Origin of the sequence: Herbidospora sakaeratensis (assembly GCF_001570525.1) — a bacterium.
In the GTDB taxonomy this organism is placed as follows: Bacteria; Actinomycetota; Actinomycetes; order Streptosporangiales; family Streptosporangiaceae; genus Herbidospora; species Herbidospora sakaeratensis.
Genome location: NZ_BBXC01000014.1, coordinates 153725 through 176175, shown reverse-complemented (window position 1 = coordinate 176175; position 22451 = coordinate 153725). Strand labels below are relative to the sequence as shown.

Sequence of the window (22451 nt, the reverse complement as noted above, 5' to 3'; positions counted from 1 at the left end):
ACAGGCGTGTCAATAGCCGCAACCGGAAAGAGATCCGATGATTGCGAAGGGCCGCGCCCGACCTGACGGTCGGCCGCGGCCCTCGGGATGACCTGCCTAGACGCCGTAGACGTCGAACTCCCAGAGCGAATAGCCCCATGCCGTGGCCCGCTGGGTGCCGTAGATCCGGACGTATCGCCCGGTTCCGGTCACCGTGAGGTCGTCGACGCCGCCGTCGCTCGCGGTCTGGGTGTTCACGACCGTCCAGGAGCTGTTGTCATTGGAGGTCTCCACCCGGTACTGCCGCCCGTAGGCCGCCTCCCACTGGAGCCGGACCCGGGAGATCGACCGCGTCTGGCCCAGGTCGACGGTGATCCACTGCGGATCGGCGTAGAGGCTGGACCAGCGGGTGGCGGTGTTGCCGTCGACCGCGTTGGCCGCGACGTTCGCCCCGGCCTCCGTGCTCGACGCCGTCACCGGTCTGCTCCGGGACAGCAACTGGGCGGTCCCGCCGGCCGGGGTGCCGTACACGTTCAGATCCCAGAGCGAGTACCCGTACTGCGTGAGCGCGCGCTGGGTTCCGTAGATACGGACGTACCGCCCCGTGCCACTGACGGAGAGATCGTCCACTCCCCCGTCCGAGGCGGTCTGGTTCGACAGGACCGTCCAGGTGCTGTTGTTCGGGGAGACCTCCACCCGGTACTGGCGGCCGTAGGCCGCCTCCCAGTTCAGCCTGACCCGGTTGACGTCGTAGGACGCCCCCAGGTCCACCGTGATCCACTGCGGGTCGGCGTAGAGGCTGGACCAGCGGGTGACGCCGTTGCCGTCGACCGCGTTGGCCGCGACGTTCGCCCCGGCCTCCGTGCTCGACACCGTGACCGGCTTGCCCTGGGCGAGGTCGCCGCCCCCACCGGAGACCGGCGTCGAGACGCCCGGTCCGGTGAAGGTGTAGCTGTCGACGTCGAACACGGCCGTGCCGGCCGCGCCCGAGAACGTCAGGTAGAGGTCGTGCGTGCCGGTCGGGGCGCTCACGGGAGCGGTCAGCTCCACGTAGTTGTCCCAGCCGCCGGTGTTCGTCACGTTGACGCTGGCGACCACCGGGCCGGTCGGGCTGTCGTACCGGAAGGAGAGCACTCCCCCGGCGTTGGCGGTGGAGACGCGGGCCTTGACCCCGGTGATGCCCTGGAGGTTCACCCCGTGGTGCCTGACCCACTCGCCCGGCTGGATGTCGCCGAGCCGCTTGCCGCCCTCGGCCTGGGCCTGGTCGACGACGCGCGGGCCGTTGAGGGTGACGTAGTGCTCGGCCTGCCACTGCTTGGGCCACAGGGTGATCTCCCGCTCGCCCGTCAGCGGCACCGTGCCGGTGGCGCCTCGGTCGGTGTAGGAGGCCCTGATCACCCAGAACAGCACCGAGTCGGGACCGGCGTGCACCGGGCCGACGTCGAAGGAGGCGCCGCAGCCGGTGCCCTCGCCCTCCTCGTGGGCGTGTTCCTGGTGCCCGAGCGCGGCCCGCACGACCACGTTGGCGCACGGGATCGTGCCGTCCTGCGCGTCGGTGGCCGACGCGGAGGCCGTCAGGCGCTCGTCCCAGGAGAACAGGCCGCCGTTGGGCAGCCCGCCGACGGTGACGACCGGCCGGTTGTTGCCGACCACGACGGTGAGCAGGGTGGTGCCCGTCATGGTGCCGTCGTTGACGGTCAGCCGGGCTCTCTTGTCGCCGTTGGTGGTGTACGTGTACGACGGGTTCGCCGCCGTGGAGTCGGTGGTGCCGTTGTTGTCGAAGTCCCACGCGTAGGTGAGCGGGTTGCCGTCGGGGTCGTTGCTGCCCGCGCTGGAGAACTGCACGGTCAGCGGGGTGAGCCCGTTGTCGACGCTGGCCGAGGCCACCGCGACCGGCGACCGGCCGCCCTGCACGTAGTTGATCTTCACCAGGGCCGCGTCGGCCGCCCCCGAGAAGTACCCGCTGCCGTATTCGAGCAGGTAGAGCGACCCGTCGGGGCCGAACTCCATGTCGATCGGGTGGACGAACGGCATCCCGGCGAGGACAGGTTCGATGATCGTCGGGTTGCCGGTCGCGGGGTTCCCGTTGCTGAACTGGACCTCCTTGATCCAGTTGCGGCAGTACTCCGTGATGATCAGCTTGTTGTCGTAGTACTGCGGCCACTTCACCGCGCTGTTGAGGCTGGGGTTGTAGTGGTAGACCTCGGCGTGGTTCGGCGAGCCGCAGCCGCCGGGCTGGTCGAGGGCCGGCCACTCCTTGCTGCCGCCGTGCTGCTCCCACACCAGCGCGCCCCGCGTGGGCGGGAGCTGCTGGAGGCCGGTGTTGCGCGGCGAGTTGTTGACCGGGCCGGTGGCGCCCCCGCAGGGGAACCAGCCCCGGGGCGCGTTGGCCGCGAAGTCCCAGTCGTTGTAGGCGACGTTGGGGCCGCCGCAGTAGGGCCAGCCGTAGTTGCCCGCGCTGGTGGCGCGGTTCCACTCGTCGTAGGCGGCCGGACCGCGGTTGGCGATGGTCGCGCCGGCGTCCGGCCCGACCTCGCCCCAATAAAGGGTGTTGCCGGCCTGCTTGTCGACCCAGATCCGGTATGGGTTGCGCGTCCCCATGACGTAGATCTCCGGCCGCGTCTGCGCCGTGCCGGGCGCGAACAGGTTGCCGGCGGGGATCGTGTAGGTGCCGTTGGCCTCGGGGTGGATGCGGTTGATCTTGCCCCGGAGGTCGTTGGTGTTGCCCGACGTCCGCTGGGCGTCGTACTGGGGGTTGCGGCTGGTGCGCTCGTCGATGGGCGCCATCCCCGCCGAGTCACCACCCGAGTTGGTGTTGTCGCCGACGGCGAAGTAGAGGTTGCCGTTGCTGTCCCAGGTCATCGACCCGGCGGAGTGGCAGCACAGGTCACGCTCGGTCGGCCACTCGATGATCATGTCCTCGGCGCCGAGCGTGTTGTTCGACGTGTTGAAGGTGAACCGGGAGATCCGGTTCACCAGCGGGGTCACCTTCGGCGAGTAGAAGAGGTAGACCCAGCGGTTGGTCGCGAAGCCCGGGTCGAGGGTGATGCCGATCAGGCCGTCCTCGAAACGGGCGTCGAGCGGGAGGGTGAGGGCGACCGTCGTCGCCTGGGTGGCCGGGTTGTACAGGCGGACCTGGCCGCCGCCGGCGCTGGTGCCGCGGTTGATGTACAGCACCTTGCCGTCGGGCAGCACGGACAGTTCGATGGGCTCGCCCATCGACAGGCCGCCGTCGAGCCGGACCTTCTCGAAACCACTCGTGGGTGGCGGCGCCGCGTGAGCGGGTGCGGCGGGCACCAGTGCGACGACGATCAGGGCGAGCACGCCCAGGATCGCGCGCAGGCGCGGGATACCTGACATGGGGTCTCCAGTGCAGGAGGGACGGGGACGAGACGGCGGTCCATGGTCACCGAGAGCCGCCGATAGAGAACGCACCGATGACCACCCGCCACAAGCGGTCACCGGCGCGCTTACTGCCCCGGCGCGAGACGCGGACGGCCGGAGGACGACCGCGTCTCGCGCGCTTTGGAACCTGCCTAAAAGACAGGCGTCACACGGGAACTAGATCAAACTGCTCCCATGGTCCGATCGCCGGGCGGTTGGTGACAAGGTTCTGCGAACCGCCACCCTCCGCGCAGACGTATTGGTTGTTCACCGTGGCCCGCAGGCTGATAGAGCCGTCGCCGTTGGTCACCACCGTGAAGGTCTCCCAGGACCCGGCCGAGGGCCGGTTCGCCAGCAGCGGCACGTTGCCGCCGCCCTGGTTGGTGACGTACTGGTTGTTGGCCACCGAGCGCAGCGCGATGTTGCCGCCGCCCAGGTCGACCCGGACGAACTGCTCGGTCGCCCCCGCCGTCGTCTTGTTGGCGATCAGCGGGGTGGTCGCGTTGGCGGCCGACACGAACAGGTTGTTGGCCCGCGAGCGCAGGGTCACCGTGCCGGCCGGCGGGTTGCCGCCGCCGGTGAGCACCCGGACCGCGTCGATCATGCCGACCGACGTGGTCTTGTTGACCACCCGGAGCGTGTGCTGGCCGTTGGTCAGGCCGGTCTTGCTGTAGACGACCTGCTGCACCTGGCGTCCGCCCGATGCGTTCAGGTTCACGTTCTGCTGGAACACGTTGTCGATGTAGACGTCGATGTTGCCCATGTCGGAGAACCGTTCCGAGAGGATCTCGATGCCGGTGCCGGTGAACGTGTAGGTCGCGGCGGCGTTGACGGTGGTGCTGTGGTGCGTGTCGTCGTTGTAGTCGCCGTAGCCGCGGCCCGTGGTCAGGTGCCAGTTGGAGTCGTAGCTCAGCTCGGTGTTGTTGACCAGGCCCGGGGTGCCGCCGCCGTTGATGCCGAGGGTGGAGGCGGTGCCGCTCAGCGACTTGGCCGCCTGGTTGGCGGTGCCGGTGAGCTGGGTGTAGCCGTAGGCGGAGAGCAGCTTGGCGGTGCGCTCCACGACGTAGGTCGTGTTGGCGGCGGTCGCGAAGCTGATCTCGGCGGCCGAGCTGGTGGTGATGATCGCGTTGTCGGAGGTGCGGCGCACGCGGACCTGCTGGGTGCCCCACGGGTTCACCACGGTGGCCTGCTTGCCGTAGAGGGACTTGAGGCCGACGTACTTGGTCTCGTTGCCCTCGCGCTCCGACGACACGATGAAGCCGTCCTTGGCCAGCAGCGAGAACTTCCCGATGAAGGAGGAGCTGCTCGGCGCGGCCGGGAAGACCCGGATCTTGTCGTTGTACGACTGCATCAGCGCCTCGTTCATGGCCGCCATGTGCACGCCGTGGTACTCGAAGACGCCGTTGGTGTTGCTGGTGAAGCTGTTCGGGTAGTTCTGGTAGCGCTGCGCCATGGTCTTCATGCCCTGGAAGGTCTGGTCGCCCAGGCCGAGCCGGGCGGCCTGGACCGCGTCGTTGGCCCACACGTTGCCGTAGGGGTGCGGACGCACGTTCCAGGTGTTCAGCGCCGTCTGGTAGTCGGGGAAGCCGATGCCCGTCAGGTTGTAGGGCCAGATCATCTCCGCCGCGACGTTCTCGTTGTTGCGGGTCTGCGAGATCGGCGGCTGGTGCGGCTGGTAGGCGTTGTTGGCCACCGAGTAGGGCACCAGGTTGTTCAGGATGTTCTGCAGCTCGGTGCGGAGCGTCGCGTCGACGCCGAGCTGCTGGGCCACCTGGATCGTCACGGGGAACAGGCTGCGGATCGCGGTCAGGTCGGTAAGGGCGTTCCGCACGTTCCAGTACGTCTCATGGGCGTTGGAGTTGGCGATGTAGTACTGGCCGGTCGAGGCGTCGCGCGACACGAAGCTCCGGTAGAACTTCGCCGCCTCGCGCATGAACGGGTAGGCCGTGTTCGCCAGGTAGGTCGCGTCGTTGGTGTACCGGTAGCGCAGGTACATGTTGTACGCGGCCTCGGCGGCGGTCGACATCGTGTTCTTGGTGAAGTCGCTGTTGATGGTGCCGCGCGCGTTGCCGTCCCAGCCGTAGGTCTCCGGCAGCCAGATGCCGTCGATGCCGTACCTGGTCTGGGTGTACGCCTTCAACGCGCTGTAATTGCGCGAATGGAGGTTGTTGAACACGTCCATCAGGTCGATGTGGTTCGACGCGTAGAACGAGTAGTACACGTGCCGCATGTTCCAGTACCAATAGGCGTTCGACCACTTCGACTGGTCTCCGGTGGCACGGAAGACCCCGTTGATGAAGTGGAACGGGTAGTTGCCGTACCCGCCCGCCGCGACGATGTAGTTGCTCAGGTAGTAGAAGTTCTCCAGGTAGTCGTTGTCGGCGCTGCCGCCGTACTGGACGAACGACTTGGCCCAGAAGTCGTGCCAGAAGTTCTTGAAGTTGTTCAGCGTCGTGGTGATTCCGGCGTTCTTCACGTTGGTGAGCTGGTTGCGCGCCTGCTGCACCGAGTTCGCCGAGGGAGCGTTCTTCCGCGAGGCCGCGGTGAACCAGATCGTGTAGTCGTTGTCGGCGGTGATGCTGAGCCGGACGGTCCGCCCGTTGACGGTCGAGGTGGAGTAGGTCGCGCCCTCGACGGTGGCGGCGAAGGTGTAGCCGAACCCGTTGGCGTCGGTCTGGCCGCGGCTGAAGCCGGCGACCGCGGAGTCGTTGAACGTCGAGACCGTCCGCCAGGTGTTCAGGTCGGGGGTGTCGGCGATGTTCTGGACGGTGTTCGGGTCCCACAGGCCGAGGTCGACCGTGGTGGTGCCGAGCCCGCCCCGGGTGTCCTCGACGCGGATGCCCATGACCTCCGAGCCGGGCTGGCCCAGGATCGTCACCGTGCGGTTGTTGTCGTACTTGGTGGTCAGCGTGCCGTCGTAGAGGTTGAGGCGCTGCTGGTAGGTCGAGTAGCCGGTGTCCAGCCCGGGGCTGGTGTTCAGGGTCAGCGTGCCGGCCGCGTAGGTCGACTGCTGGGCCAGGTCGGCGCCGGAGACCTGCATGGTCATGCCGTTCTGGCTCCAGACCATGGCGCCGGTCTTGCCGTTGCCGACCGTCAGGCCGTAGTTCGGGTTGGTGTTCGGCCGGTTGTACACGATGTCGTGCTTGGACAGATAGCCCGCGCGATTGACGTTCAGGGCCCCGGCCGACTGGTCGAAGGCGTGGTCGGTCGTCGACGCCAGCGCGGGCGACGTCACCACTCCCCCGGCCGCCAGCCCGCCGACGAGCGCTAATGCGGGGAGCGCTCTCAGAAATCTCATGTCATCGATCTCCTGGTCACCACAGCAGATTCAGGGGGTGCGTCCCTCTGGCAGGGGAGCCGCCGGGCCCCCTCACCGGCAATCGGCGACCGGTTTGGGACAGCCCGACGGCCCCTCTGCACAGGCACAGGCCCGACTCGCACTGTTACCAAGTCGGGACTGTCAGGCGCAGTTAACATTGGATGTCTTCGGGCGTCAATAGTGCTTCCCATGTTCACCGTCCCGTCGAATCCGATCAAGAATGCCCGGACAGACCGGCGATCAGCTGCTTTTTATGTCGAATGACAGAAGAAACTCCGTCGGACCGGTCCCAAATACCTCCGATGTCTCGAGATCGTTATCGTCCGTTGACGGTGTCCTGTCAGGTGTGCAAACCTTTCGGAGCACCCGCACGCGAGTGGCTCCGCGTGCTTTCGAATCCACCTTTCGGGTAGCGATCGGCGCGCGCTCCTGCGAGCACAGTTAGGAGTCACGTATGCGCCGACTGCTCATGGCGCTACTCGGGGCGGTCCTGTTGGGGAGCACGCTCTCCGCGGTGCCGACGGCCGCGAACGCGGCACCGCTCACCAAGGTCCTCGTCTTCAGCAAGACCGCCGGGTTCCGGCACGACTCGATCCCGGCGGGCATCACGGCGATCCAGCAGCTGGGCGCCGCCAACGGGTTCACCGTGACGGCGACCGAGGACGCCAACCAGTTCACGACGGCCAACCTGGCGCAGTACCAGGCGGTCGTCTGGCTCTCCACCACCGGTGACGTGCTCAACGCGGCCCAGCAGACCGCGTTCCAGTCGTACGTCGCGAGCGGCGGCGGTTACGTCGGCGTGCACGCCGCGGCCGACACCGAGTACGACTGGTCCTGGTACGGCGGCCTCGTCGGCGCCTACTTCGCCAGCCACCCGGCCAACCAGAACGCCGTCGTCAAGGTCGAGGACCGGTCGAACGTGTCGACCTCGCACCTGCCGCAGACCTGGACGCGGCTCGACGAGTGGTACAACTACCGCACCAACCCCCGCTCGGCGGCGCGGGTGCTGGCCTCGCTCGACGAGTCGACGTACAGCGGCGGTTCGATGGGCGGCGACCACCCGATCACCTGGTGCCAGAACTACGGCGGCGGCCGGAGCTGGTACACCGGCATGGGGCACACCCAGGAGACCTTCGCCGACACGAACTTCCGGCAGATGCTCCTCGGCGGCATCCAGATCGCGGCCGGGTCGCGGGCGGCCGACTGCCGTCCCGAGACCGGCTACACCCCGCTCTTCGACGGCACCCAGACCAGCCTCAACCAGTGGCGGCAGGCGGGACCGGGCGGCTTCACCCTGGCGAACGGCACCCTGACCTCGTTCGGCGGCATGGGCCTGCTCTGGTATCCGGTGAGCACGTTCGCCGACTACTCGCTCAAGCTCGACTGGATGATGCCGGGCGACGACAACGGCGGCGTCTTCATCGGCTTCCCCGACCCGAACGGCGACCCGTGGCGGCCGGTCGACACCGGCCACGAGATCCAGATCGACGCCACCGACGCCGACCCGACCCGGACCACCGGCAGCGTCTACAGCTTCCGGGCCCCCGACACCGCGCTGCGGGACGCCGCGCTGAACCCGCCCGGCTCCTGGAACGCCTACGAGATCAGGGTGACCGGCCAGCGCGTCGAGATCTGGCTCAACGGCGTGAAGATCAACGACTACACCAGCACCCGGGCCATCCAGAACGGGTACGTCGGCGTGCAGAACGACGGCGCCGGGCTCGACATCAACTACCGCAACATCCGCGTCAAGGGCGGCCCGACCCAGCCGCCGGCGACCGACCTCGCCCGGGGCAAGCCGGTCACCGCCTCCAGCGTGGAACCCGGCAGCGCCCACGCGGCCGCCAACGCGGTCGACGGCAACACCGCGACCCGCTGGGGCTCGGCCTATGCCGACCCGCAGTGGATCACGGTCGACCTGGGGGCGTCGTACGACGTCAACCGGGTGCGCCTGAACTGGGAGGCGGCCTACGGGCGGCAGTACCGGGTCGAGGTCTCCCCCGACAACACGACCTGGACGACCGTCAACACCCAGACCGCTTCGGACGGCGGCGTGGACGACCTCACCGTCACCGGCACCGGCCGCTACGTGCGGATCTACGGCACCCAGCGCGCCCTCACCGCCTACGGCTACTCGTTGTGGGACCTGAGCGTCTACGGAACCCCCGCCTCCGGCGGGCCGACGCTGCTCTCGCGGGGTCGCCCGGTGACCGTGTCGAGCGTCGAGCCGAACAGCGCCCACGCGGGCGCCAACGCGGTCGACGGCAACACCGCCACCCGCTGGGGCTCGGCCTACGCCGACCCGCAGTGGATCACCGTCGACCTGGGCCAGACCCGCACGATCAGCAGGGTCCGGCTCCAGTGGGAGGCCGCCTACGGCCGCCAGTACCGGGTCGAGACCTCCCCCGACAACACGACCTGGACCACCGTCTCCACCCAGACCGCGAGCGACGGCGGCGTCGACGACCTGACGGTCGCCGGCACCGGCCGCTACGTGCGCGTCTACGGCACCCAGCGGGCCACCGCCTGGGGCTACTCGCTCTGGGAGCTCGACGTCTACGGCTCCTAGGAACATCTGAGCGGCCCCCCTCGTCTTGCGGGCGAGGGGGGCTTCCCCTTGTGCCCGGCACGCGAATCGGCCCTCCTCGTCCCACGGACGAGGAGGGCCGTCCCGACACGGGGTCCGGACCCCGGTTGTCTGCGGCCTAGAAGCCGGCCGTGATGCGGGTGAACTCCCAGCTGGCCTGGGCGACGCCCGAGCAGGTGTCGTTCAGCGCGCCCGCGCACTGGCGGTCGCGGTTGACCGACCAGAAGGCCAGCCGGCCGAGGCCGCGGGCGCGGGCCCAGTCGCGGATCTGGGTCCAGGTGGCGACCGTGGTGATCTCGCTGTTGTCGGAGTAGCCGTTCATGCCCGAGATGCCCATGCGGGCGTAGGCCTGCGCGTCGGTGTAGCCCCACAGGGACTTGAGCTGGTTCTTCAGCCCCTCGGACGCGCTGACGGTGGAGTTGTAGATGCTGGAGGCGCCGAAGTTGAACGGCATGAGGGTGTAGTTGTCGATCGGCACGTTCAGCGCGCGGGCCTGCTGGAGGAAGCGGGCCTCGGCGCCGGCGGGGCCGTTCTGGCCGGTGCCGATGGTGACGACGATCCGGATGTTCGGGTTGTTCTGCTTGACGATCTTGAGGCCGTTCAGGATGCGGTCCTGGACGGTGTAGTTGCCCATCTCGTCGGTGTTCTCGACGTCGAAGTCGACGACGTTGGGGCCGTGGGCGTTGATGACCTGCTGCACGGCGCCGGCGAAGGCCGCCGGGGTGGAGCAGTTCGGGCCGAGCTTGTTGCCCGACCAGCCGCCGAAGGAGATCTGGACCTGTCCGCCCGCGGCCTTGATGGCGTTGATGGTCGACTGGTCGGTGCCGCCGGTCAGCGGGCGCTGACCGTCCCAGCGCGGCACGCAGCCGCCGCCCGACAGGATGAAGGCCATCGTGAAGGAGCGCACGCCGGTCTGGCTCATGATCGAGGTGGCGCTGGGCGGGCTGCCCCAGCCGAGGTAGAGGTAGGGCGTGCCGGGGAACCTGGCCGGGTTCGGGTTGCCGGGGTCGGGGTTGCCGCCGCCGGTCGGCAGGGTCCAGCGCTGGTTGGCGCCGGCGAAGCAGTCCCAGATCTGCAGCGGGGTGCCGTCGGCCGAGGAGTTGCCGGTGGCGTCCAGGCACTTTCCGAGGGCGCGCAGGGTGCCGTCGGCCTGGGGGGTCCAGTTCTGGGCGGCGCTGCCGTTGCAGTCGTACAGCTGCACCCGGGTGCCGTTGGCGCTGCTGGCCGCGGCGACGTCGAGGCACTTGCCGAGGGCGCGGATGGTCTGGCCCTGGCCGGTCGTCCACTGCTGGGCGTTGGTGCCGTTGCAGGTGTAGAGCTGGATGGCGGTGCCGTTGGCCGGGTTCGCGGCGGCGACGTCGACACACTTGCCGCCGAATCCGGTGATCTGCCCGACCGCCGCCTGGGCGGGGGCCGCGACGACACCGGTGAGCACGAGCGCGGCGGCGCTCAGCACGGCTCCGGCGCGCAACAGTAAGCGGAGGCGCATGGGGGGTCTCTTTCCGACGAGCGAGTACGGGAAGAGGAGAGCCGGCCGTTGCTTCTCCTCTTAAATTAACTCGGATGGAACACCCTCCTACAGACCCTTGTCAATAGGAAAGTTTCCGAATTAATTCACCCACCGACGACCTTCGGAAGACTCTGAACTGCGGGAATGCGCTCTCCTGTCATCACCGCCCATCAAGAGTGTGGAGAAGTCTGGTCACTTCGACGCGCCACGCGCTGTCGGCCGGGAACCACCTGGAGCGTTCCGACAGTGCGCGGGCGGCGTGGCCGGCGGCGTCCGCCCGGGCCCCTGTCCGGGCGATCACCACCCACGGCCGCCCCGGGTCGGCCCCGCCCCACCACGGCCGGGGCCGCACCGAGAAGAGCCCGGCCGCCAGCCGCGCCGCCCGCTCGGCGTCACCCGGCCGGTCGGCCGCCAGATGCGCCTCGGCCGTCAGCAGCGCCGCCCGGATCTGCCGCCCGGCGTCGAGCGGCCCCCCGAGCGACATACAGGCTTCGGCCACGGCGAGCGCCCGCTCCGCGGCGTCGGCCACGTTCCCCGGGCCGGCCCGCCCGGCCGCCGGACCCGGCCCGTTCTCCGGCCGCGCCGCCGCCAGGCGCGCGGCGGCCTCCAGGGCACGCGCCTCCCAGGTCAGCACGTGGTCGCCGCCCAGGACGGCGGCCCGGCGGCTCACCTCCTCCGCCGCCAGTTCCGCGGCCTCCGCGGTGGCCTGGCGACCGTCCGGTTCGATCAGCGGCAGGGTCAGCAGGGTGACGGCCAGGTCGGCCCGGGCCACGCCGGTCCAGTGGTCGTGGCGGCCCAGGGTCTCGCGGCGGCGGGCGAGCTCGGCGCGCTGGGCGATCACCGCCTGACGCAGGTCGCCGGGCCGGGCCCGGCGGGCCAGCCAGCGCAGGTGGCCGCTGGCGATCTCCATGGTGACCGGGTCGTCGGGGCCGAGGGACACGCCCGCCTCGGCCTGGACGGCCGCCCAGGCGGCCACCGTCTCGTCGACCTGGCGGGTGCGGCTCAGCTCCCGTTCGGCCGCGGCCGCGATGCGCAGCGTGATCGCGTGGGAGGCGCCGAGATGAGCGCGGGCACTGGCGAGCAGGTCGCCCAGCTCGGCCGCGGCGGACGGGCCGCCCGCGCGCACGATGGCGCGCAGGCGGGCGATCCACGAGCGGTCGGCCGGCTGGGCCGGGTCGTCAGGCCGCACGGGGGCCGTTGTCACGTTCCCGCCCCTCCGTCCTGATGGTCCGGCGCAGCGCCTCGGCGGCGGCTTCGAGCAGGTCGGCGGCGGCCCGCCGTTGCGGCGGGTCGAGCCGGGCCGACAACACCCCGACGACGGCGTCGGCGAGCGCGGGCAGCGGCTCGTTGGCGCGTTCCACCGCTGGGATGCGCGACTCCAGCGCGGGCCGGACCCCGTCGAGCACCACCTCCGCCGGCACGTGCAGCCCGCGCGTCGCGTCGATGATCACGTTCTGCAGGAGGCAGAAGACGTCGCGCGCGGCGGCCCGGCGGCCGAAGACCGCCATCAGATCCTCGACCGCGCAGACCGGCGGCTCCAGCCCGGTGGCCCGCAGCAGGCCCGGATGGTCGGCGGCGAAGTCGGCCACGGCGAGCACCAGGCCCTCTGCGGCGGCCAGGCGCCCGGCCGGTCCTGACTCCAACGTCTGTAGCCAGCTATCGCGATAGGGCCAGAACGTGTAAACGACGGTCTCGCGCGCCAGTTCGGTCAGCGCGTCGACCCGCCCGTAGCAGTCGGGCAACTCCCCGCCGTAGGCCGCCGCGAGCGAATGCCGCGCCCTCGGCCCCACAACCGTGTACAACGTGCTGGTCGAGCCCCCCGACACGGCCAGCACCTCCCTGCCGACCCGGCCACCGGCCTCGGCCACCTCGCGGCAGGCCGCGTAGTAGACCGTCCTGGTCGCCCAGTGGCGCTGCCCGTGGCGGCTCCCCTGTAACAGGCGTTCCCGCCACCGGGCGGCCACGCTCCGGCGAGATTCCGTGAGTACGTCGGCCACGACCCCTCCCACCCGTATGGACGTATTCGAATTGTCGACAGGAGACTACAGCTGACTTAAGTAGTTTTCACGACCTGATTGCGGAAAGACGGCTGATCGGCCAACACGGAGGACCCCAGGCCGAACCGTGCAAAAGTGACATGAATAGGATGCAATCCGACCTTGCACGGAAAGGCACCACGTGACTCCCCCAGCTCGCCACGGCGGCGCGATCATCTCAGCACTGGCGTCGGCGGGCATCGTGGTCTCGGTGATGCAGACCATCGTCATCCCGATCGTGCCCGAACTGCCGCGTTACCTCCACACCGACGCCGCCTCGGTCACCTGGGTGCTGACCGCCACCCTGCTCGCCGGCGCCGTCGCGACCCCGCTCACCGGGCGGCTCGGCGACATGTTCGGCAAGCGGCGGCTGCTGCTCATCTGCCTCGGGCTGCTGGTGGCCGGGTCGGTGGTGGGGGCGCTCAGCTCCTCGCTCGTCCCGATGATCGTCGGCCGGGCGCTGCAGGGCTGCGCGGCCGGGGTGATCCCGCTGGGCATCAGCCTCATGCGCGACGAACTGGCCCCCGAGCGGCTCGGCTCGGCGATGGGCCTGATGAGCTCCTCCCTCGGCGTCGGCGGCGCCCTCGGCCTCCCGGCCGCCGCCGCCATCGCCCAGAACGCCAGCTGGCACCTGCTCTTCTGGGGCTCGGCCGGGCTGGGCCTGATCGCCATGGTCATGGTGTGGATCCTCGTGCCGGAGTCGAGCGACCGCAGCGGCGGCCGGATCGACTTCCCCGGCGCGATCGGGCTGACCGCCGGGCTGCTCTGCCTGCTGCTGGCCATCACCAAGGGCGGCGACTGGGGCTGGAACGCCCCGCTGACGCTGGGCCTGTTCGGCGCGGCCCTGGTGATCCTCCTCGTGTGGGGCTTCTACGAGCTGCGCCGTCCCGGGCCGCTGGTCGACCTGCGCACCTCCGCGCGGCGTCCGGTCCTGCTCACCAACCTCGCCTCGATCGCCATCGGCTTCGCCATGTACGCCCAGGCGCTCGCCATCCCGCAACTCCTCCAGCTGCCCGCCGCCACCGGCCACGGGCTCGGCCAGTCGATGCTCGTGGCGGGCCTGTGCATGGCCCCCGGCGGGCTGGTCATGATCTTCGTGTCGCCCCTGTCGGCCAAGCTGTCGGCCTGGAAGGGCGCCAAGGTCTCGCTGATGACCGGCGCCCTGGTGTTCGCCGTCGGCGACCTCGCCGCGTTGTGGCTGCTGAGCGCCCCCTGGCAGCTCATCGTGGTGAGCGTGATCACCTCCACCGGCATGGCCCTGGCGTTCGCCGCCATCCCGGCCCTGATCATGGCGAACGTCCCGCACACCGAGACCGCCGCCGCCAACGGCCTCAACGCGCTGATGCGCTCGGTGGGCACCTCCACCGCCAGCGCCGTCGTCGGTGTGGCCCTGGCGCACCTGACCCAGCCGTTCGCCGGAACCTTCGTGCCGACCCTTGACGGATTCAAGCTGACGTTCATCCTGGGAGCGGTGGCCGCCATGCTGGCGGCGCTGATCATGGCGTTCGTGCCCGGTCGGCGGCGAAGTGTGGCGTCTGTCACCACTACAAAAGAAGCGGTGGGTATGGCGGCCGGCCACGTTCACCGCTCCTCGTAACCGGCATATCGTCCTCGTCAGCGGGGGATGTGGCCCACAAGGACACATCACCCGACCACACAGCGAGGACCGCGATGGATCCGCTTCTACCCGCCATCCAGCAGATGTTCGACGCCACCAACCGGGGCGACGTCGAGGCCCTGCTGGGGGCGTTCGCCGAGGACGCCGTCGTCAACGTCTTCGGCCGCACCTTCGAGGGGCGCGACCGCATCGCCGAATGGAACACGCGGGAGCTCATCGGCGCCCGCACCACGATCGTGGTCACGGGGGCGCGCACTACTGGCGAATCGACCACGGTCGCGGTCACCGTGTCCGGCGACGGCTACAACGGCCCGGGCACCCTGACCTTCCGCACGCACGACACCCTGATCGACCGGCTGGACATCACCTGACGGACATGTCGGTCAAGCACTAATAAAGGCGGGTGCAAGCGGAGGGTCTATCACTTGTTCGCGTACGAGAGAAAACGTACGAGAAGGAGCGCGGATGGCCCACGAGGGGGACCGCCAGGGACCGGGCACGGCGCTGGCGGCCGGGGAACACGCACTGCACGCGGAGGGGGATCTGCGTGCGGCCCGCCAGTGGTTCGAGCTGGCCTGGCGCCGGGCCGAAGGCGACGGCGACCACGAGGGGATGGCCCGGTCGGCCCTGGGGCTGGGCGGCGTCTGGGTGCACGAGCACCGCACCGGCGAGGCCGAGTCGACCGTGCGCACCCGCCAGTGGCAGGCCATGACGGCCACCGGCGTCGGCGCCGACCTGGCCCGCCGGCTCCGCATCCGGCTGGCCGGCGAGGACGACTACCGCCACGGCACGCACCACGCGATCATGCGCGAGCTCGCCGAGGCCCGTGAGGCCGGCGAGCCGGTCGCCCTGGTCGAGGCGCTCAGCCTGGCCCACCACTGCCTGCTCGGCCCCGACCACGGCCAGACGCGGCTCGCGCTGGCCAAGGAGCTGATCGGGCACGCCGGTCGCACGGGCCGGCCGGGTGACACGGTGATGGGGGTGATGTGGCATACCGTCGACCTGTTCTTACTCGGCGACCCGCACGCCGAGCGCGGCCTGCGGGAACTGGAGGCCCTGCTCGACCGGAGCCCCCACGGGGCGGCCGGGTTCATCGCGAGCGCGATCAGGGTCATGCTGGCCATCCGCCAGGGCCGGTTCGCGCACGCCGAGAACCTCGCCACCGCCAGCGCCGAACGCGGCACCGCCGCCGGCGACCGCGACGCCGCGGGCTGGTACGGCGGCCAGCTCGGCACCATCCGCTGGTTCCAGGGCCGCATCGCCGAGCTGACCGACCTGATGCACGACCAGGCCGACTCCCCCGTGCTCAGCGCGGTCGACAACAGCTACTTCGCCGGCCTGGCCATCGCCGCCGCCACCGCCGGGGAGCACCGCCTGGCGGCCGGCATGCTGGCCCGCATCCGGGGCCGCGACCTCGCGGCCCTCCCCCGGTCGAGCTCCTGGCTCTACACCATGTACGGCGTCGCCGAGACCGCCCACCTGCTCGGCGACGAGACCGCCTCGGCCGAGGTCTACGACCTGCTGAGCGCCCACGAGGGCAGCCCGGTGATCGCCAGCCTGGGGGTCACCTGCCTCGGCTCGGCCCACCACCCGCTCGGGGTGGCGAGCCTGACCGTGGGCCGCCTCGACCGCGCGATCGGCCACTTCCAGAGCGCCGTCCGCGACAACCTGGCCCTCGGCCACTGGCCCGCCGCCGTGTTGTCCCGCTGGCGGCTCGGCCACGCCCTGGCCCTGCGCCACGGCCCCGACGACGACGTCGCGCTGCGGGAGCTGGAACTGGCCACCAAGGAGGCGGCCGAACTCGGCATGGAGCTCCCGGCGCCGGTCGCCCGCCGCTCCGCGGGCCCGGCGGCGGTCTCGGCCCGCCGCCAGGGCCGCCACTGGCGCCTCGACCTCGGCGGCCGGTCGGTCGTGGTGGAGCACAGCGTCGGCATGGGCCACCTGGCGGTCCTGATCGCCAACCCGGGCCGCGAGGTGCCCGCCGCCGACCTGGCCGGCGTGCCCGACCAGCCGCCCGACCAGCCGGTGCTCGACGCGACGGCGCGGCGGGCGTACGAGACCCGGCTGATCCGCCTCCAGGAGGCGATCGAGGAGCGCGAGGCGCTGACCGACGCGGCGGGCGCGACGGCGTTGCGGGCCGAGCACGCGTGGCTGGCCGGCGAACTGGCCGCCGCGACCGGGCTGGGGGGCCGGTCGCGGGTGTTCACCGGCGACGGAGAACGGGCCAGAGTGGCGGTCGGCAAGGCGATCCGCCGGGCCCTGACCCGCATAGAGGAACTCGACCGGACGGTCGCGGCGGAGCTGCGGGCGACCGTGAAGACGGGCGCGAGGTGCAGCTACCAGCCGCGCTGACCGCGTGGCCGCCGGGTCAGACGATCAGGCCGACGTGGGCGAGGGCCTGCTTCAGCAGGGTGCCCTGACCGCCGGTCATCTCCTGCTGGACCATCGGGGAGGCCGCCTCCTCGGGGGTGAACCACTCCAGGTCGAGGGCGTCCTGGCGGGGGGCGCAGTCGCCGGCGACCGGGACGACGTAGGCCAGCGACACCGCGTGCTGCCGGGGGTCGTGGTAGGGGGTCACGCCCGGGGTCGGGAAGTACTCGGCGATCGTGAACGGCTGGGGCGACAGCGGCACGCGGGGCAGGGCGACCGGGCCGAGGTCCTTCTCCAGGTGCCGCAGCAGCGCGTCGCGGACCCGCTCGCCGTAGAGGACCCGCCCGGAGACCAGCGCGCGGCTGACGGTGCCGTCGGCGCCGATGCGCAGCAGCAGGCCGACGTGGGTGACCACGCCGTTCTCGTCGGCGCGGACCGGCACGGCGTCGATGTAGAGGATCGGCAGGCGCTCGCGCATGAGCGAGAGCTCCTCAGGTGACAGCCAGCCCGCCGCGGTTTCGGTCATTTCGGTCATCGCTCGATCTTATCGGGATCGCGGAACGACAACCCGGCGGCGGTCAGCGCCTCGGTGAGGATGCGGATGCCCTTGGGCCCCATCCCGTGCAGCGCCAGCAGTTCCTTCGCCGTGTACCGGGCGACGTCCTCGAGGGTGCGGCAGCCGGCCTCGGCCAGCGCCCCGTTCGCCGGACGGCTGATCGTCGGAAGTTCGGTCATAGCTGCCGATGCTAGGAGACGCGCCAGAGCGTGGCATTGGCTCCGGGGTCATCGGGGTCGCCTTCCGGCGCGGTGAACCCGGCGCCCCACACCTGCGAGGTGCCCGGCCGGCGCGCCACGGCGGCCAGCGACGCGTCGTACCCCTTGGGCCGGGGCAGCGGCGTGCTCTCCCAGCTCGTTCCCCTGACCTGCCACATCAGCGGGTTCCAGCCGCCCTGCGCGATCCAGACCCCGCCCCTGCCGTCGGGCTCCGCCTCCGTGTACGGCTGCCCCTGCGTGGTCCCGAGCGTCATCCGCCACCGGGTGCCGTTCCACTGCATGGCGAGGGGCCGGGAGAAGGTCACGTCGTCGCCCTCCTCGTCCGCCCCCTCCCAGGAGACCCCGCCGACGGCCCACACGTTGCGCGCGCCGACGACGGCGACGTCGATGAAGGTGACGGTGGCGTCCTGGGCCGGCAGCGGGACCTTGGGCAGCGTCACCTTGCGCCAGCTCGTGCCCGACCAGCGGAAGACGCCGCTCCCGGCGGCCCAGACCTGCCCGGCTCCGGCGTCCACGGCCTGGGCCCCGCCCGGGACGGGGTGGCGTCGCCACGACGAGCCCGTCCAGTGCCGCGAGGTGTTCCCGCCGACGGCCCAGACGTCGCGGGCGGAGACGGTCTCGGCGTCGTCGGCCCGGAACGTGCCGAGCGACCACGACGTCCAGGCGCGCCCGTTCCACGAGTAGGCCCGATTCGGCCCGAAGGCCCAGGCCCGGCTCCCGGCGGCGGCGACCGCCGACAACTCCGGCAGGCGGCCGGGCAGCGTCTTCCTGGTCTTGCCCTTGAGCGACTGCACGAACCCCTGGCGCCGCCCGTTCACGACCCGGTGCCCGGCGGTCCAGACGGTGCCGTCGGCCGTGACCGCGACGTCGGCGAACACGTCGTCACCCGGGAAGCGCACGACCTGGGCGACCTGCCAGGGCGAGGCGGAGACCGCCAATAAGACCGCGATGATTGCCCGCATCCGTTCACAATATTCCCCATGCCCCTGAACGGCGCCCTTCTCCTGCCGGACGGCACCCGGGTCCGCGGCCGCGGGCTCCGCCACCCGCTGCCCCCGGGCCCGCTGCCCGACTTCGGCCTGTACGTCCTGGGCCGCCCCCCGCAGGTGCCCTGGCCCTCCGAATGGGTGCGCTGGCCCGACTTCTGGTTGCCGTCCGACCCCGCCCGAGCGGCCACGGCGATCCGCGGCCTGTACGACCGCGCCGCCGGCGGCGCCGACGTCGAGGTGGCGTGCGGCGGCGGGGTGGGCCGCACCGGGACCGTGCTCGCCTGCCTGGCCACGCTGACGGGCCTGGGCCCGGACGAGGCGGTGGCCTGGGTCAGGGCCCACCACCACCGCAAGGCGGTGGAGACCCCGTGGCAACGCCGCTGGATCCGCCGTTTCGCCGCCTCCCTATAGGAAGACGACCTCGGGCTCCTCCCGGCCGTGCAGCAGGCGATCGGGACGGACCGTCAGCAGCCGGACGGGGTAGCCCAGGTCGGGCATCTCGTGGACGCGGCCGGAGGGGGCGTGGAAGCCCATTCTGATGAGGAGCGTGTCCTGGCCGTGGGCCGTACCGGCCAGCACCCAGGCGAGTTTGCGGCCCAGCCGGACCGCCGTGACCGCGCCGGCCAGCACCAGCCGCCCGCCGACGCCGCCGCGCCGGTGTGCCGCGCCGACCAGCCAGCGCCCGCCTTCGAGCACGTCGGCGGAGGTGAGGCCCGCCTCGGCCAGGATGTCGGCCGAGCGGGGTTCGAGGGTGAGCACCCGGCTCGGGCGCAGGTCCTCCAGCGGGGCGAGCCGGGCGCACCCGGCGAGCACGCCGTCGGGGGTGCGGGCCAGCAGGTGGTGGGCGGGCCCGTCGTGCACGTCGTGGTCGAGCCCCGACGGCAGCCCGAACGACCTGAGCACCTCGCTGCGGAACCCGACCAGCTCCCGCTGCCAGGGCCGCCCGCCGAACGCGCCGTCCGGCGGGTGGACCTCGAAGGTCATCACGCCGACCCCACGGCGAGGTAGAGGGGCAGGGCCATCAGGAACTCGCCCCGGCCGGCGGCGTCCCGCAGGGCCCGGAACCATGCGCCGGGAGCCGGGACGAGCCGTTCGTCGAGCACGGGGATGACCGCCGCCGCGTCCGCCAGGTCGCTCGACACGCCGAGGAACGCCGCGACCTCGACGGTCGTGAGTCCCTGCCTGACCAGCCGGCGGCGCAGGGTGCGTCCCATCGACGGGTGGGGCACCACCGTGCGGAAGACGCCGAGCACCTGATCGGCGAGCTCGTCGTCGACCCCGTCGACCACCAGGCCGGTCCAGTCGACGTCGACCAGGCAGATCCGCCCGCCGGGGGCCAGCGCCCGCACCAGGTTGCCGACGACCCGGTCGGGGTCGGCGACGTGCTGGAGCACCCGTTCGGCCCACACGACGTCGAAGGCGCCGGGACGGTCGAGAGCGGCGAGATCCCCTGTTCGCGCCGTCACGCCGGGGATCTCCCCGGCCACCGCGACCATCTCCGGGTCGGCGTCGATCGCGGTGACGTGGGCTCCGAGGCCGGCGAACCGGGCCGCCATGTCGCCGGGGCCGCACCCGGCGTCGAGCACCCGCTCCCCCGCGCTCACCTTGAGCAGGTCGACGCCCTGGTCCCGGATGGCGCGGACCATGGCGTGCCGGGAGACCCGGGCCAGATAGTCGCGCAGGTCCTGACCGTGAAACACCGCCATGTGGCGCCCCCGTGGCTCTGTCCGGCTGACGACACGAGCGTGACAACGGGGGTACCGACCGGCAAGGACCGGTCCAGACAGGCATACCTATCTAAAAGCGACAAACCGGTAACTGTGCACCAGGGTCACCAGTCGCGGGTGGCGATGAGCTCCTCGATGTCGGCGTCGTCGAACCCGTAGGCGCTGGCGACGATCCAGAAGTCGTCCGCGATCCACTCCCGCGCGGCGGTCTCGATCTCGCTGCCCGCGTCGTGGAACTCCTCGTCGAGGGCGTTGAACTCGTCGGTCGCCGCGTGGGTGAGCACGTAGAGGGCGGCCAGGTCGGCGGGCCGCTCGGCCTCGATGCGGTCGCACAACCGCAGCAGCACGGCCTTCCCCTTGTCGACGAGTTCGTCGGGGAAGTAGGGGTCGCGGTACAGGCCGGCCAGGAACGGGTGCGCGGCGATCTTCGCATTCACGGGCATGCGGGGATCCTGCCGCACCGGCGGCTACTCCTGGTAGGTGGACGCCCGGAAGAGGAACGACGCCCACGACCGGAACGGCCGCCACCCGTCGGCCAGCTTCGCGTAGTCGCGCGGCGCGGCGTCCTCCGGCAGGCCGTACGCCTCCCGCAGCAGCGCGAACAACCGGGGCTCGTCTCCCGGGAACGCGTCGGGCGCCCCCGCGCCCCTGATGAGGATCAGCCCCGCCGAGAACGGCCCCACGCCCGCGAGCCCCTTGAGATCGGCCAGCGCCGCCTCGGCCGGCACACTCCGCAGGTACTCGGCCGTCAGCACGCCGTCGAGGGCGGCCCGCGCCAGCCCCCGGATCCACTCCTCCTTCTGCGCCGGCAGCCCCATCCCGTCGGCCTCCGCGAGGCTCACCGGCGGCGGGAAGACCGGGTGTTCGACGTCGTCCACGACGACCCGCGCCCCGAACCTCTCCGCGATGCGCCGCTTGATCTTCGCCGCGACGTGCATCGACGACCGCTGCACGATGACCGCCCAGCAGGCCGCCTCCCACGGCGTCCAGAACCCGACCGGCCGCAGCCCCGGGCTGCGCAGCCGGAGCTCCTCCAGCACGGGATCGCCCCGCCCCACCTTCTCGAACCCGCGCCCGTCGACGTCGAGCGAGAAGATCCGGGCGATCTCGTGCCTGATCGCCGGCCCGGCGGGCCGGCTGGTCTCCACGGCGACGCCGCCCGGGACGCCGCTGACGGACACCCCGATGGGGAGCCAGTCGTGCTCGGCGCAGTAGGCGAACCGCAACACGCGACCGTCTGACGGAATCGTGCTCGCCGCCGGCCACTGCCCGACGAACCGCAACACGTCGGCGAAGTCGAAGGGCCCCTGGGCGGTGAGCGTGAATCCGTGGGAGGTCATGCGCGAAATCGTAGGGGCCCGCGCGGAACACTCAGGAGACGACCCCGAGCACGTTCTGCGGCGCCAGGTTCGCCCACGCGTTCGGCACGATCGACCTCGGCCCGTCTCGTCACAATCTCCGGTACGTGACCGTCTTCCCCGACGCGGCCTCCGTCAACCCGAGGTCGCCGTCGGGCGACAACATCCACGTGTATTCCGCGGCGCTCAGGTCGGTCATCGGCCGATTCGTGTAGCTGGAGCCGGGCGAGCCGGGGTCGGTCAGCGTCACGGCGCCGTCCTCCGGGCGCAACACCAGCCGCTCCCCGTCGACGTCGACGCTGCCGGAGACCCGCACTCCCTGACTGAACAGTCCCGAAGGGCGTTGCCGAACGAGCACGCTCGTGTGCGTGTAACCGCCGTCGGCGTCGAAGCGGTACATGAGCAGCGCATCGCCCGCGCCGGTGCTCTGCCACGCACCGAGAAGTTCCCCGGGAGATCCCGTGGTCGTGGTCTGCGCCACCGGGTCCGCACGAGGGGCGTGGTCGCATCCCGCGAGGATCGGCGCGGAGACCAGCACGACCATCACAAGGCGGCCGATCCCATTGATCCGACCAGGGCGCCGACCTCGAGTTCGAACGTGCCCAGCAATTGCCGAGGATTGTCCGCGGCCGTGGGAATCACCGTGAGTCACGACCGGCCCCGGCCGTCATGGTTCGCAGCGCCAAACCGTCCATATCGACCATCTCTCCTCCTTGTGAACAGCGAGCCGGACTTTCTTGGAGAAGTCAACCGGGAGACCGAGCTTTAGGTATTTGTACGTATCCGGAGCGCTCCCCCGG

General features: G+C 71.0%; 18 protein-coding genes. 5 read left to right on the top strand and 13 right to left on the bottom strand.

The genetic code is table 11. The annotated features are described in order from the left end of the window. Window positions 1–96 precede the first annotated feature (96 nt). Window positions 97–3339: a discoidin domain-containing protein gene (locus AW271_RS23475; RefSeq protein WP_062339707.1), complete on the bottom strand. Its 3243-nt coding sequence runs from the start codon at window positions 3337–3339 to the stop codon at window positions 97–99. A gap of 190 nt (window positions 3340–3529) precedes the next feature. Next, window positions 3530–6661, bottom strand: coding sequence for a glycosyl hydrolase family 95 catalytic domain-containing protein (locus AW271_RS23470; RefSeq protein ID WP_174553114.1), 3132 nt, complete (start codon window positions 6659–6661; stop codon window positions 3530–3532). Between the two features lie 475 nt (window positions 6662–7136). Between AW271_RS23470 and AW271_RS38020 the strand changes: the two genes are divergently transcribed. After that, window positions 7137–9251 carry a ThuA domain-containing protein gene (locus AW271_RS38020; RefSeq protein WP_063818085.1) on the top strand — a complete coding sequence of 705 codons (2115 nt, stop codon included), beginning with the start codon at window positions 7137–7139 and terminating at the stop codon, window positions 9249–9251. A gap of 136 nt (window positions 9252–9387) precedes the next feature. Here AW271_RS38020 and AW271_RS23460 read toward each other — a convergent pair whose 3' ends face one another. The 3 genes from AW271_RS23460 to AW271_RS23450 form a co-directional block, all read right to left on the bottom strand. Next, complete coding sequence (locus AW271_RS23460) at window positions 9388–10758, bottom strand: chitinase (RefSeq protein ID WP_062339705.1); 1371 nt, start codon at window positions 10756–10758, stop codon at window positions 9388–9390. 181 nt (window positions 10759–10939) lie between these two features. After that, entirely contained in the window at window positions 10940–11983 is a 1044-nt protein-coding gene (locus tag AW271_RS23455) for a hypothetical protein (RefSeq protein WP_157554549.1), read from the bottom strand. Then, window positions 11958–12776 carry a hypothetical protein gene (locus AW271_RS23450; RefSeq protein ID WP_157554547.1) on the bottom strand — a complete coding sequence of 273 codons (819 nt, stop codon included), beginning with the start codon at window positions 12774–12776 and terminating at the stop codon, window positions 11958–11960. The genes AW271_RS23455 and AW271_RS23450 overlap by 26 nt, the downstream gene beginning before the upstream one ends. A 181-nt stretch (window positions 12777–12957) precedes the next feature. Here AW271_RS23450 and AW271_RS23445 point away from each other — a divergent pair, with 181 nt between their 5' ends. The 3 genes from AW271_RS23445 to AW271_RS23435 all read left to right on the top strand — a co-directional run bounded on the left by AW271_RS23445 (window position 12958) and on the right by AW271_RS23435 (window position 16785). Further along, window positions 12958–14412: an MFS transporter gene (locus AW271_RS23445; RefSeq protein ID WP_062339698.1), complete on the top strand. Its 1455-nt coding sequence runs from the start codon at window positions 12958–12960 to the stop codon at window positions 14410–14412. 74 nt (window positions 14413–14486) lie between these two features. Continuing rightward, on the top strand, window positions 14487–14804 hold the full coding sequence (locus tag AW271_RS23440; RefSeq protein ID WP_062339696.1) for a nuclear transport factor 2 family protein: 318 nt from the start codon (window positions 14487–14489) through the stop codon (window positions 14802–14804). Window positions 14805–14898: 94 nt separating this feature from the next. After that, complete coding sequence (locus AW271_RS23435; protein WP_062339694.1) at window positions 14899–16785, top strand: hypothetical protein; 1887 nt, start codon at window positions 14899–14901, stop codon at window positions 16783–16785. Window positions 16786–16801: 16 nt separating this feature from the next. Here AW271_RS23435 and AW271_RS23430 read toward each other — a convergent pair whose 3' ends face one another. From AW271_RS23430 to AW271_RS23420, 3 genes are read right to left on the bottom strand one after another with little or no spacing between them, the layout of a single operon-like run. After that, window positions 16802–17338 carry an NUDIX hydrolase family protein gene (locus tag AW271_RS23430; protein ID WP_174553113.1) on the bottom strand — a complete coding sequence of 179 codons (537 nt, stop codon included), beginning with the start codon at window positions 17336–17338 and terminating at the stop codon, window positions 16802–16804. Beyond that, window positions 17335–17538 (bottom strand): helix-hairpin-helix domain-containing protein, encoded by a 204-nt coding sequence (locus AW271_RS23425; protein WP_062339691.1) that lies wholly within the window; start codon window positions 17536–17538, stop codon window positions 17335–17337. The genes AW271_RS23430 and AW271_RS23425 overlap by 4 nt, the downstream gene beginning before the upstream one ends. Before the next feature lie 11 nt (window positions 17539–17549). After that, window positions 17550–18539: a hypothetical protein gene (locus AW271_RS23420; protein WP_062339689.1), complete on the bottom strand. Its 990-nt coding sequence runs from the start codon at window positions 18537–18539 to the stop codon at window positions 17550–17552. An 18-nt stretch (window positions 18540–18557) separates the two neighbouring features. On the opposite strand from AW271_RS23420, the gene AW271_RS23415 reads away from it, so the two are divergent. Beyond that, entirely contained in the window at window positions 18558–18977 is a 420-nt protein-coding gene (locus AW271_RS23415) for a protein-tyrosine phosphatase family protein (RefSeq protein ID WP_062339687.1), read from the top strand. On the opposite strand, the gene AW271_RS23410 is transcribed toward AW271_RS23415, so the two are convergent. The 5 genes from AW271_RS23410 to AW271_RS23390 all read right to left on the bottom strand — a co-directional run bounded on the left by AW271_RS23410 (window position 18972) and on the right by AW271_RS23390 (window position 22198). Then, window positions 18972–19550, bottom strand: coding sequence for a GNAT family N-acetyltransferase (locus AW271_RS23410; protein ID WP_062339685.1), 579 nt, complete (start codon window positions 19548–19550; stop codon window positions 18972–18974). The genes AW271_RS23415 and AW271_RS23410 overlap by 6 nt on opposite strands. After that, on the bottom strand, window positions 19550–20272 hold the full coding sequence (locus tag AW271_RS23405) for a methyltransferase domain-containing protein (RefSeq protein WP_062339683.1): 723 nt from the start codon (window positions 20270–20272) through the stop codon (window positions 19550–19552). The genes AW271_RS23410 and AW271_RS23405 overlap by 1 nt, the downstream gene beginning before the upstream one ends. 125 nt (window positions 20273–20397) lie before the next feature. Next, window positions 20398–20736: a DUF5713 family protein gene (locus AW271_RS23400; RefSeq protein WP_062339681.1), complete on the bottom strand. Its 339-nt coding sequence runs from the start codon at window positions 20734–20736 to the stop codon at window positions 20398–20400. A gap of 24 nt (window positions 20737–20760) precedes the next feature. Beyond that, the gene (locus tag AW271_RS23395; protein ID WP_062339678.1) at window positions 20761–21633 is read right to left on the bottom strand and encodes a DNA-3-methyladenine glycosylase family protein; all 873 of its coding nucleotides are present in this window, start codon (window positions 21631–21633) and stop codon (window positions 20761–20763) included. Window positions 21634–21742: 109 nt separating this feature from the next. Continuing rightward, the gene (locus tag AW271_RS23390; RefSeq protein ID WP_062339676.1) at window positions 21743–22198 is read right to left on the bottom strand and encodes a hypothetical protein; all 456 of its coding nucleotides are present in this window, start codon (window positions 22196–22198) and stop codon (window positions 21743–21745) included. Window positions 22199–22451 lie beyond the last annotated feature (253 nt).